Below are 12025 nucleotides of genomic sequence, written 5' to 3'. Positions count from 1 at the left end.
TATGTGGCGCGACATCAAATCCATGGCCGACAAGGCGCGCATGCGCGGCATCGCGCCACTCTTCGGGGCAGGGCGGGCCGCCGACTTCTCGGCCCGGTTCGACGATATGTTGCTGGATTACTCCAAGACGTCGATGGACGCAGCGGCACGCGGCGCACTTCTGGCGCTGGCCGACGCGCAGGGCCTGCCTGAGCGGCGCGAGGCGATGTTCGCGGGCCAGCCCATCAACGAGACCGAGGGCCGCGCGGTGCTGCATACGGCGCTGCGCAATCTGTCGGGCGGCTCTGTCATGGTGGACGGCAGCGATGTGATGCCCGGCGTTCGGGACACGCTGGCGCGGATGCGCAGCTTTGCCGGTGCTGTGCGCAGCGGCGCATTCAAGGGGGCGGGCGGCGCGATCACGGATGTGGTCAATATCGGCATCGGCGGTTCGCATCTGGGCCCGGAAATGGCAGTGCGCGCGCTTGCGCCCTATCATGACGGACCGCGCTGTCATTTCGTCTCGAACGTGGATGGCGCGGATATCACTGCCGCACTGGCGGGGCTTGATCCGGCGACCACGCTGATCCTTGTGGCCTCCAAGACGTTCACCACGACCGAGACGATGACGAATGCAGCCACAGCCCGCGCCTGGATGGCACAGAGCGTGGACGATCCCGGTGCGCAATTCGCCGCGCTGTCTTCCGCCGAAGCGGAGGCGGCAGAATGGGGCATTCCGGCCGAGCGTGTCTTTGGCTTCGAGGATTGGGTCGGTGGGCGCTATTCGATCTGGGGGCCGATCGGCCTCTCGCTGATGATCGCCATAGGCGCCGAGAAATTTACTGATTTCCTACGCGGAGCCGAGGCGATGGATGGCCACTTCCTGGGGGCTCCGCCGCATCGGAACATGCCGATCATGCTGGCGCTGACCGGGCTTTGGCACCATCAGGCGTGCGGGTACCCGACGCGCGCCGTGCTGCCCTATGACCAGCGTCTGGCGCGGCTGCCGGCCTATCTGCAGCAGCTGGAAATGGAATCGAACGGCAAGGGCGTCGGCATGGATGGGCGGCCTCTGGCGCATGGCGGCGGCCCGGTCGTCTGGGGCGAGCCGGGCACAAATGGTCAGCACGCCTTTTACCAGCTGATCCACCAAGGCACGCAAGTCGTGCCGTGCGAATTCCTGCTGGCCGCCGAAGGGCATGAGCCGGATCTCGCCCATCAGCACCGCTTGCTGGTAGCAAACTGTCTGGCGCAATCCGAGGCGCTGATGCTGGGCCGGACTCTCGATGAGGCGCGCACGCTGATGAAGGAGCGCGGTTTTTCCGGAGCCGAACTGGACCGGCAGGCGCGGCATCGCGTCTTTCCCGGGAACCGCCCGTCGGTCACCTTGATCTATGACCGGCTGACGCCGCGCCGCCTCGGCCAGATCATCGCGCTCTATGAGCACCGCGTCTTTGCCGAGGGTGTCATGCTCGGTCTGAATTCATTCGATCAATGGGGCGTCGAGTTGGGCAAGAAACTGGCAAACGACCTTGGCCCGGTCGTGTCGGGTGAGGTTTCGGCGGATGGCAAGGACGGATCAACCCGGCAACTGATACACTACGTTCACTCTGTAACAGGCTGATCCGCCCTCTGGCCGCACGCCCTCCGGAGGAGGATCACGCAGCGTCCGTCTGGCGCCGCACGGGATGCGACGCGATTGAGACAAGCGTTTCAAGGTCCATCCATGCTGGGATCCGGACACTCCAAGCCGCCTGATTGCCTGTACTCACGCGGAATTCCGCAAATGGTTTCATCCCTTAAGCAGATTTTTGCTTAATTTTTCATTTGCGCAGTTCTGGTTGGAACCTTCTCGCGCGACATGTGTTGATGCGTCAGCGCCGGGTGCTTTGTGCAATGCATGGCCCGGGTGACGGATATGAGAGACAAATTAAGGAGAAATCAATGAAACCTTGGATTTCCGCAGTCGCCTTGACCGCTGTTATGGGCCTCGGGGCCTGTGAAAACCTCACGTCGAACCAGCGCACCGTGGCCGGTGTGGCGGGCGGCGCCGCCGCAGGCCTGCTGACAGCCGAAGCGCTGGGGGCTGATGATGATTGGAAGTTGATCTCGGCCTTGGGCGGTGCAGCCGCGGGTACGGTCGTGGCGCAGAACCAGCAGCAAAAGATCTGCGCCTATGCGCGTGGCGACGGCACCTATTACGAAGCGCCTTGCCCCTAAAATTGGCGGCGCAGGATATTGAAAGGCGCGGCAATTCTGCCGCGTCTTTTTTTTTACGATGATCGCGCCTAGCCGCGCAGGATGCTGCGTCCGGCGTACTCGGCCGTCTCGCCCAACAGCTCGTCGATGCGGATCAGCTGGTTGTACTTCGCCAGCCGGTCCGAACGCGCGAGGCTGCCGGTCTTGATCTGCCCGCAATTCGTGGCAACGGCCAGATCGGCAATCGTCGCATCCTCCGTCTCGCCCGAGCGGTGGGACATGACGTTGGTATAGCCAGCGCGATGCGCCATATCGACGGCGCGCAGCGTTTCCGTAAGGGTGCCGATCTGGTTGACCTTGACCAGCATCGAATTGGCGCAGCCGCGCGCGATGCCGTTGGCCAGACGCTCGGGGTTGGTGACGAAGAGGTCATCACCCACCAGCTGCACCTTGTCGCCCAAGGTCTCGGTCAGCGCCTTCCAGCCGTCCCAGTCATCCTCGGCCATGCCGTCCTCGATGGAAATGATCGGATAGTCCGCGACGAGGGCTGCGAGGTAGTCGGCATTTTCCTCGCTGGTCAGCGATTTGCCCTCGCCGATCATCTCATACTTGCCGTTCTTGTAGTATTCCGTCGCCGCGCAATCGAGGGCGAGGTAGATGTCGTCGCCCGGTTTGTAGCCGGCCTTTTCGATACTCTTCAGGATGAAATCCAGCGCTTCGCGCGCGCTGGCGATGTTGGGGGCAAACCCACCCTCGTCGCCGATCCCTGTGGAAAGGCCCGCTGCCGAAAGCTCCTTCTTGAGTGTGTGGAACACTTCGGCGCCCATGCGCACCGCCTCGCGGATGTTCCCGGCGGCGACCGGCATGATCATGAATTCCTGGATGTCGATCGGGTTGTCCGCATGCTCGCCGCCGTTGATGATGTTCATCATCGGCACGGGCAGGACATGGGCCGAGGTGCCGCCGACATAGCGATAAAGCGGCTGGCCGGTATAGTCCGCCGCCGCCTTGGCGACCGCCAGCGACACGCCGAGGATCGCGTTGGCGCCCAGGCGCGATTTGTTATCGGTGCCGTCCATCTCGATCATCGCCATGTCGATGGCGACCTGCTCGGTCGCGTCGAACCCGTCCAGCGCATCGGCGATCTCGCCATTGACGGCCTCGACCGCCTCCAGCACGCCCTTGCCCATGTAGCGGGCGGTGTCGCCATCGCGCCGCTCGACCGCCTCATGCGCGCCGGTGGATGCGCCCGAGGGCACGGCAGCGCGGCCCAGAGTGCCGTCCTCAAGCGTCACGTCTACCTCGATCGTGGGGTTGCCCCGGCTGTCGAGAATCTCGCGGGCGTGAATGTCGATGATGCTGCTCATTGGGCGGATGTCCTGATCTGGGAAATTGGCTTGGAGGCCGCCTTTAACAAATGCGCGCGGCAAAGGGAATTATGGTAGCGCTAGAGGGGCCCTTTGGGTTTTGCCTGTCGGAAGGCGCGCCGCGCAATGCGCTGCTCGCGGATGAGGGTGTAGAGGCCCGAGGCGATGATGATCACGGCACCAAGTAGGGTCCACAGATCCGGACGTTCGCCCAAAAGGGACATCCCGAGGATCAGCGCAAAGAGCAGGCGGGCATAGCGGAATGGCGTGACAGCGGCGATTTCCCCGATGCGCATCGCGCCGACGATGAAATAATAACCGAGCACACCGAAGATCAGCGCGCCCAGAAGGTAGGCCCAGTTCACCGGCGTCGGCATGGTCGCGCCGCCGCTGAACGCCAGGAGGACCGCGCCGGTGGGCACCATCGTGCCGAAGGCATAGCAGCTGAGTTGCATGGAAGAGATCGTGGACGGGATCGTCCGCGTCGCCAGATCGCGGATCGCGAGGCCAAAGACCGAAACGACCGCGAAGATCGACGAGATGTCGAACGCGTCGAAACCTGGCCGCACGATCATCAGAACTCCGCCGAAGCCCACCAGGATCGCCGACCAGCGCCGCCAACCCACCTGCGCCCCCATGAAAAGCGCGGCGCCCAGGGTTACGGCTAGTGGCGTCGCCTGCAGGATGGCAGAGACGGTCGAGAGGTCCGCCATGGCCAGCGCGGTGACATAGCTGACCGCCGCGATGATCTCGCCCAGATTGCGCAACATAACGGGGCGTGTGAGCAGGACCGGACTGATCAGCCGCGCACCCTGCGCCCGTGCCGCCAACGCAAAGACGGCACAGCCCGCTGCGCCCAGCATCATCAGCATCTGTCCCACGGGGAGATCCTCGGACAGGAGTTTGACGAAGAGGTCCTCGGCGGCAAAGCCCGCCATGGCCACCACCATCAGGAGGCTGCCGCGCAAATTATCCATCTTGTGTCCTTTCAGGAACGGATCAGGCGCGCAGACGCACCCAGACAGGCACATGGTCAGAAGGTTTTTCCCGTGCGCGGATTTCGCGGTCGATCTGGCAATCTTCCAGCAAGTCGGCGCAGGCGGGACTCAGAAGGAAGTGATCTATGCGGATGCCGTCATCGCGGTTCCACGCGCCCGCCTGGTAATCCCAAAAGCTGTAATGCCCCGGCCCTTGCGTGCGGGCGCGGAACGCCTCGGTAAAGCCGAGGTTCATCAGGCGGCGAAAGGCTTGCCTTGTCTCGGGCCGGGCCAGCGCGTCGTCCTGCCACGCCTCAGGCCGCTTTGCGTCCTCGTCCTGCGGGATGACGTTGTAGTCGCCCGCCATCAGGAACGGCTCTTCCAGCGCCAGAAGCTCGGTGGCGCGAACCTCCATTCGCTCCATCCAAGCCAGCTTGTAGTCGTATTTCGGCCCCGGCGCCGGATTGCCGTTTGGCAGGTAGAGCCCGCAGACGCGGATGGCGGTGTCGCCCATCACGGTGGCCTCGATCCAGCGGGCCTGCTCGTCGTTGTCATCGCCGGGCAGGCCGCGCGTGACATCTTCAAGCGGCAGTTTCGACAGGATCGCAACCCCGTTGAATCCCTTTTGCCCATGCGTCTCCACGGTGTAGCCGCGATCCTCGAAAATCTCGCGCGGAAAGGCCTCGTCGACGGACTTTATCTCTTGCAGCAGCACCACGTCGGCCTCCGCTTCGTCCAGCCAATCGGGCAGGGCGGTGATGCGGGCCTTGATGCCGTTGATGTTGAATGTCGCCACTTTCATCGGTTGGTCCTCGCGCGGTCGGAATGCCGATCCCACCTATTACGCAGCCGGGCGCAAGGGGCAAGGGAGGGGTGGGTGCCCAGAGCGAATCGCTGAGGCGGTTCCGAGTGGATCTGAAGGGGGTTTGGAATCAAGAAACACGTTCAGGTTGTATCTTGACGTCGCGAATTTTTCCCGAAACAGACTCTAAAACGGCTCCCAAACTCCCCTGTGGATAAGTTTTTTTGCGGTTCGGATTCTTTCAAGAGTCCGCGAACCTTAGCCGATGTTCTTGACATCACCTGCTAACGGCAACTCGCCTTTAGGTTGAAATTTTGCTTGGCAGCTTTGCGTCAAGCTGCAAGCCTTTGGGTGTCTGCAACTTCAATCTGGGGATTATGAAAATGACAGCACAACGCAAAGTTGAAACCACCTTCGGCGCAACCAACACTGTTCGCACGGCCAGCCTGCATGACGGTATCGGGGCAGAGATGTTCACCTCGTCCATGGGTCCGATCATGTCGGCAGATGCCGGTCTGGGCGAAGGCCTCGAGATGTTCACGTCGTCCATGGCGCCCAGCGTGACCGCAGATGCCGCAACCGGTGACGCGGTGCAGATGTTCACCTCGTCCATGGCACCCTCGGCCCGCACTGACGCGACCGCAGGCGACAATGTCGAGATGTTCACCTCCTCCATGAGCCCCTCGGCCCGTGCGGATGCCAGCCTTGGCGACAACGTTCAGATGTTCACCTCGTCGATGGCACCGTCCGCCCGCGCAGACGCGTCCACCGGCGACAACGTCGAAATGTTCACCTCGTCGATGGCGCCTTCGGCCCGCACAGATGCCGCTGCTGGCGACAATGTGGAAATGTTCACATCGTCGATGAGCCCGTCAGTCACCGCCGACGCCGCAGCAGGTGACGCGGTGCAGATGTTCACATCGTCCATGGCACCGGTTGCCGCAGGCGAGGCCGTTGGTGCCTTCACCTCCTCGATGGCGCCCGTGACTGCAGCACGCGAAGGCGACGCGGTCGAGATGTTTACCTCAAGCATGTAAGCGCACACCCGAACGGGGCGATCGGCCCGGACCACATCAAAATGGAGTTCACCAAAATGACCACCATCGTCCAGCTCGACGTCCCGTTCCGGCAGCACAGCAAGGCCGCACGCCAGGCGGCCTTGCTCAAAACCTTCGCGCAGACGCGCCGCACGCAAGAGGATGTTTTCTGGCTCAAGGAAAACGCCGAGATGCTGAACATCCTAGAATGCACCGGAGCCGATATCGCGCCCGGCGCCCTCTCGCCATACGACAACTTCTATGATGACATCGAAGAGCGGATGGAGTTCTTTCCGCAGTATTACCGCTTCCTTCTGTCGCTGTGCCTCGATCTGGAAGATCTTGGCATGACGGGCGGCAAGGGGGCCACGCTGGCCGCATGGGTTGCCGATCAGGGCCTTGCCGATGCCGAGCTGTCGGATCTGCAGCGCGCCGAGGCGCGACGCCTGTGCGCGCGGCGGGGGATCGATCCGCTGCCGGACGATGACGGGCTGGATGCGCGGCTTCGCGGCTTTGCCGGGCGGTCGCATACCTTTACCATGCCCAACAAGAAGGCAGCCTACGAGCTAACACACATCGTTTTCTACCTGTCCGAATACGGGCGCAAGGATCCGCAGTTGGATGCGCAGGCGCGGCGCAGCCTGATGTTTGCCGGCACGCTGGCCTTTCTGGATTTCAATGCCGACCTTCTGGCCGAGATCTGCCTTGCGATGCGGTTTGCCGGAATGGAGGCCCCCGAGGTGTGGGAGATCTGGCTGACCCAGCAGATCCGTACCTTCTCGCTCGAGGACAGCGACGGGCTGCAGGACGACTACCACGAATACCTGATGCTGAACTGGTTCATGACACGCGCAGGTCAGGGCGGCTTTGGCGATCATGTGCCCGAGGGGCGCGTCACCTTTGCCCGCATGCGGCCCGCCTCGGCGCCGCTGCGCGAGCTGTCGCATTGCATCTATTCAATGGGTCGCGCCCGTTCTTCCGATTGGGAAGTGATGCGCGAAGAGGTCGCGGCGCAGGTCTCCGACGAGGCGCAGGCAGCCCTGATCGCTGCCGAGGCGTCGACCGACCAGTTTGGCGCGTTTTTCGAGGGCTTCGCGCGGGTTGGGCTGAGAGGCGGCCTGGCGCGGGGGGCGGCGCTATGATCGCCGCGCGCACCGCTGGGGCGGCAATAGCGGCGGGCGTGGGCCTGACGGTCATCTACACCGCGCTGATTTCCAGCGCCGATGCGATTACCAAGATGTTTGCCGCCAGCTATGCGGCGCCGCAGCTTTTTGCGCTGTCGGGTGGTATCGTCGCGCTTCTGTCGGTGCTGGTCAACCGCGCCGGGCCCAGCCCGCGCGGCGTTGGCACGCGCTGCCCGCGGGCCATGGCGGTGCGCAGCGTTGCGACTGTTCTGGGCGCGGGGGCGTTTTTCTACGCGTTCCGCCTGCTGCCCTTCGCCGAGGTCTTTCTCTTTATTGCGATGATCCCGCTCTTTACCGCGCTTCTTTCTGGCCCCGTTCTGGGCGAGGCTGTGCGGCCTCAGGCTTGGGGCGCGCTGACGCTGGGCATGATCGGGCTACTCTGCCTTGCGCCCGGCGGCTTTGAAAGTTTCGGAGCAGGGCACGCGGTGGCGCTGGCTGCGGTATTGCTGGGAACGGTGTCGATGATGGCCTCGCGCTATATCGGGATGCGGGACGGTAACCTTCTGGCGCAGGTCTTTTGGCCCAATCTTGCACTCGCCGCGGTCAGTGCCTGCGCGCTGCCTTTCGTCTGGGCACCCATGGGAGCGGCCGATCTGGGCTGGGCCGTGCTCTATGCCGGGCTGCTGTTTGGCGCGCGCTGGGTGTTGGTGGCGGCTTTCAAGATGCTGCCAGCCTATGTGATCACACCCCTGATGAACCTACAGTTCCTGTGGATGGTGGTGATTGGCGCGGCTGTGTTCGGTGAGGTGCCGGGCGCCGCAATCTATCTGGGTGCCGCGCTTGTGATCACGGCGGGCGCGTGGCTGATCTACGATCAGGCCTATCCCGGCGCGGCTGGGCGAAAGGTGGTTCCGGCGGAGTGAAGGTGATGCGCAAGACTCGCCGCGTATTTGCCTGATTTACATGGAGAAAGACGTGCCGCAGCCACAGCTGCTGCTGGCATTGGGATTCTCGATGACAAAGCGTGCGCCGATCAACTCCTCGCTGAAATCGATGACCGCGCCGGTCAGGAACGGGAGCGAGACGGCATCGACAACTACCTTCTGTCCTTGCCCTTCCAGTACCAGATCATCCTCGGCGGGGGTGTCCAGCTTGATATCATACTGAAAGCCTGAGCAACCGCCGCCCTCGACCGCGATGCGCAAGGCTTGTCCCTGATCTCCGGCGCCGATTTCGCTCAGGCGCTCGAACGCGCGGGGGGTGACTTTGGGCGGCAGGTTCATAAGGGCCTCCACTGGGGGACGTGCGGTGGGTTTGGACAGTTTCACTGTCGATACGTTTGCAATATATGGGGCGCAGCACCACCCGGCAAGGAGGCCGCCCATATGATCGCTCTGACGAGGCCCGATATCGCCGCGTGTCCCGGCCAATCGCGTGGGCGCGTTGTGGCCGAGGAGGAAAGCGCTTTTCGCTCCTGCTTTCAGCGCGACCGCGACCGGATCATCCATTCCAGCGCCTTTCGCAGGCTCAAGCACAAAACACAGGTCTTTGTTGCGCATGAGGGAGATTACTTCCGCACGCGGCTGTCGCATTCGATTGAGGTGGCACAGGTGGCTCGGACGATTTCCGGCGCGCTCGGCCTCAATGCCGAGCTGACCGAGGCTGTGGCCCTGGCGCATGATCTGGGGCACACGCCTTTTGGCCACACGGGCGAGGACGCGCTGCATGCGCTGATGACGCCCTATGGCGGGTTCGATCACAACGCGCAGGCCATCCGCATCGTCACCCGGCTGGAGCGGCATTACGCCGAGTTCGACGGGCTGAACCTGACATGGGAAACACTGGAGGGTCTGGCCAAGCATAACGGCCCTGTCACGCACATCGGGGGGAAGGCTGCTGGCGCGTTGCCCTATGCGCTGGCCGAGTATAACGCGCATCACGATCTGGAGCTGCACACCCATGCTAGCGCCGAGGCGCAGGTGGCCGCGCTGGCCGATGATATCGCCTATAACAACCACGACCTGCACGATGGCCTGCGCGCAGGGCTGTTCACCGAGGACGAGGTAGCCGAGCTGCCGATCCTCAGGGACTGCTATGGCGAGGTTGACCGTCTCTATCCTGGCCTGGATTCCTATCGCCGACGCCACGAGGCGCTCAGGCGTGTCTTCGGCGTTATGGTGGGCGACGTGATCGAGGCGTCCCGCGCGATCATCGCCGAGGCCAGCCCTGCCAGCAGCGAGGCGGTGCGTCATCTGGGTCGGCCCGTGATCCGGTTTTCGAACGCGCTCTGGCGCGATCTGCAAGGGGTGCGCAAATTTCTCTTTACCCGCATGTACCGCGCCCCGATGGTGATGGTGCAACGCGCCCAGGCAACCAATGTGGTCGAAGGGTTGTTCCCGTTCTACATGGAGCAGCCTAGGCATCTGCCGCGCCGCTGGCAGAGCGATGTGGAGGCGGCGAAAGACACGACCGAACTGGCCCGGCTGGTCAGCGATTATATTGCCGGAATGACCGACCGATACGCGCTGGCGCAGCACGCCGCGCATCTCGGCGGTCCCGGCGGCGCAGGGTCCTGGCCCAGCTCAGCAGGAGAGACGACGAATGGCAGTTGAAAGCGCGGGCGCGATGAGCCCGGTCATGGCCTTTGCGCTGGTGGGGGCCATCGGCGTCGGCTCGCAATGGATCGCGTGGAAGCTGCGCCTGCCGGCCATCGTGCTGATGCTGCTGGCGGGCCTCGCCATCGGGCCGGGTCTGGGCATCTTCAATCCCGAGCGGGATATCGGCCCCCTGATGACGCCGATGATTTCGATCGCGGTGGCAATCATTCTGTTCGAGGGCGGGATGACGCTGAACCTGCATTCCCTGCGCGAGGCGGCAGGGGGGGTAAGACGCCTTGTCTTTATCGGCGCACCGATCGGCTGGGCCGGATCAGCGGCGGCGCTGCACTATATCGCGGGCCTCAGCTGGGCCAGCGCGGCCGTTTTTGGCGGCATCATGATCGTTACCGGTCCCACGGTCATCGCGCCCCTGTTGCGCACTGCGCGGCTCAGCAAGAGGCCCGCGCAACTGCTGCAATGGGAGGCGATTGTCAATGATCCCATCGGTGCGCTGGCGGCGGTCCTCGCCTTCGAGGTGGTTCTGGTCATCTATGCCAGCGAGACGTTCGGCGCGGCGATCTGGGACATGGGCGTCGGCATCGTCGGGGCGATCGCAATGGGCATTGCTGCCGGCTGGGCCTTGTCGGAAGGGTTCCGGCGAGGCCGGGTGCCCGAATTCATGAAGGTTCCGGTGCTCTTCGCGTCCCTTTTGCTGGTCTTTGCGCTGTCGGACGGGCTGCTGCATGAAAGTGGCCTTCTGGCCGTGACCATCATGGGATTTTACATCGCGAATGCGGGCCTGCCCAGTTATACCGAGCTGCGACGCTTCAAGGAGCATGCGACGGTCCTGCTGGTCTCGGGCGTCTTCATTCTGCTGGCGGCTTCGATGAATATCGAGCGGCTCAGCCTTCTGGGCTGGCCATCGGTGATTTTTGTCGTGGCCGTTATTTTGGTCGTGCGTCCGATCACGGTCATGGCTTCGCTGGCGTTCAGCAACGTCCCGATGAGCGAGCGGATCCTGGTCGCCTTCACTGGCCCGCGCGGGGTGGTTCTGGTGGCGGTTGCGGGTCTCTTTTCAGACAGGCTGGTCAATGCCGGAATCGAAGATGCCGACGTGCTCACGCCTCTGGCCTTCGCGCTGGTCGCGGCCACGGTGGTCCTGCACGGCTTTACCCTGCGCCCGCTTGGCCGTGCGCTGGGTCTGGCCGGCGCGCATGTGCCGGGCGTGATCTTCGTTGGCGGCTCGCGTTTCTCGTCTGCCTTTGCCGAGGCGCTGAAGGAAGAGGACATCCCCGTCCTGATCGCCGATGCCAACCGTGCCAGACTGCGCAGCGCGCGCGAGTTGGGCCTGCCGATCTATGTGGGCGACATCCTTTCGGAGGGGGCCGAGCATGGGGTCGAGTTCATCAGCTTTGGCCGGGTTGTCGCCACCTCCGACAACGACGCCTACAACACGCTTGTCGTCACGGACCTTGCCCCTGAATTCGGGCGCGAGCATGTCTATCAACTGAAGCGCGCCAAGCAGGAGCAGACGCGCCACGCGCTGCCCGCGACGCTGGGCGGGCGCAGTATTGCAGGTGGCCTGCGCTATCTGGAACTGGCGCAATACATGCAGCAGGGCTGGGAGGTGCGCGCCACCAACCTGACCGAGGAATACGGGCTGGACGCTTGGCGAGAGGACAACCCCGAGTCGATCCCGCTGGCCGAAGTGACGCCCGACCGCGCCCTGCGCATCCTCGCTGCCGATGCCGAACTGAAGGCCGGGGCGGGCATGCGACTGCTGGCCCTGTCGCCCGGGCGCGACCGCACCAGTGAGGCCGCCGAGCGCAATGGCGAGAACGACGCGCAAGAGGCCGCCAAGGATGCGGAGGCAGAGGAGAAGGCTGACGCTGAGAGAGACAAGCGCAGCGATTGACGCGGGCCGCATCGGTGCTAAGACGGGC

General features: G+C 63.7%; 11 protein-coding genes. 7 read left to right on the top strand and 4 right to left on the bottom strand.

Annotation, left to right across the window (positions count from 1 at the left end; genetic code table 11):
• Position 1: 1 nt before the first annotated feature.
• Together pgi and ACEWPM_RS01350 are read left to right on the top strand one after the other, a co-directional pair.
• Positions 2–1603, top strand: coding sequence for a glucose-6-phosphate isomerase (gene pgi / locus ACEWPM_RS01355; protein WP_393960684.1), 1602 nt, complete (start codon positions 2–4; stop codon positions 1601–1603).
• A gap of 320 nt (positions 1604–1923) precedes the next feature.
• On the top strand, positions 1924–2199 hold the full coding sequence (locus ACEWPM_RS01350) for a glycine zipper 2TM domain-containing protein (RefSeq protein WP_393960683.1): 276 nt from the start codon (positions 1924–1926) through the stop codon (positions 2197–2199).
• 68 nt (positions 2200–2267) lie between these two features.
• On the opposite strand, the gene eno is transcribed toward ACEWPM_RS01350, so the two are convergent.
• From eno to xth, 3 genes are all read right to left on the bottom strand, one after another.
• Complete coding sequence (gene eno / locus ACEWPM_RS01345; protein ID WP_393960682.1) at positions 2268–3545, bottom strand: phosphopyruvate hydratase; 1278 nt, start codon at positions 3543–3545, stop codon at positions 2268–2270.
• An 80-nt stretch (positions 3546–3625) separates the two neighbouring features.
• Positions 3626–4522 (bottom strand): DMT family transporter, encoded by an 897-nt coding sequence (locus ACEWPM_RS01340; RefSeq protein ID WP_393960681.1) that lies wholly within the window; start codon positions 4520–4522, stop codon positions 3626–3628.
• Positions 4523–4544: 22 nt separating this feature from the next.
• Positions 4545–5324: an exodeoxyribonuclease III gene (xth, locus tag ACEWPM_RS01335; protein WP_393960680.1), complete on the bottom strand. Its 780-nt coding sequence runs from the start codon at positions 5322–5324 to the stop codon at positions 4545–4547.
• A 383-nt stretch (positions 5325–5707) separates the two neighbouring features.
• Between xth and ACEWPM_RS01330 the strand changes: the two genes are divergently transcribed.
• The 3 genes from ACEWPM_RS01330 to ACEWPM_RS01320 are packed head-to-tail and all read left to right on the top strand — an operon-like array spanning position 5708 to position 8408.
• Complete coding sequence (locus tag ACEWPM_RS01330) at positions 5708–6361, top strand: hypothetical protein (RefSeq protein WP_393960679.1); 654 nt, start codon at positions 5708–5710, stop codon at positions 6359–6361.
• Between the two features lie 56 nt (positions 6362–6417).
• Positions 6418–7503, top strand: a complete 1086-nt coding sequence (locus tag ACEWPM_RS01325; RefSeq protein ID WP_393960678.1) for a DUF6902 family protein — start codon at positions 6418–6420, stop codon at positions 7501–7503.
• Positions 7500–8408 carry a DMT family transporter gene (locus ACEWPM_RS01320; RefSeq protein WP_393960677.1) on the top strand — a complete coding sequence of 303 codons (909 nt, stop codon included), beginning with the start codon at positions 7500–7502 and terminating at the stop codon, positions 8406–8408. The genes ACEWPM_RS01325 and ACEWPM_RS01320 overlap by 4 nt, the downstream gene beginning before the upstream one ends.
• Before the next feature lie 36 nt (positions 8409–8444).
• Here ACEWPM_RS01320 and ACEWPM_RS01315 read toward each other — a convergent pair whose 3' ends face one another.
• Positions 8445–8768, bottom strand: coding sequence for a HesB/IscA family protein (locus ACEWPM_RS01315; protein WP_393960676.1), 324 nt, complete (start codon positions 8766–8768; stop codon positions 8445–8447).
• A 102-nt stretch (positions 8769–8870) separates the two neighbouring features.
• Between ACEWPM_RS01315 and ACEWPM_RS01310 the strand changes: the two genes are divergently transcribed.
• Positions 8871–10097: a deoxyguanosinetriphosphate triphosphohydrolase gene (locus ACEWPM_RS01310; protein ID WP_393960675.1), complete on the top strand. Its 1227-nt coding sequence runs from the start codon at positions 8871–8873 to the stop codon at positions 10095–10097.
• Positions 10087–11997, top strand: coding sequence for a cation:proton antiporter (locus tag ACEWPM_RS01305; RefSeq protein ID WP_393960674.1), 1911 nt, complete (start codon positions 10087–10089; stop codon positions 11995–11997). The genes ACEWPM_RS01310 and ACEWPM_RS01305 overlap by 11 nt, the downstream gene beginning before the upstream one ends.
• Positions 11998–12025: the final 28 nt, after the last annotated feature.

This window comes from Roseovarius maritimus, from assembly GCF_043355895.2.
GTDB classification, from domain to species: Bacteria; Pseudomonadota; Alphaproteobacteria; order Rhodobacterales; family Rhodobacteraceae; genus Roseovarius; species Roseovarius maritimus.
The sequence above is the reverse complement of the archived record's forward strand: the minus strand, read 5'-3'. Positions and strand labels throughout refer to the sequence as shown.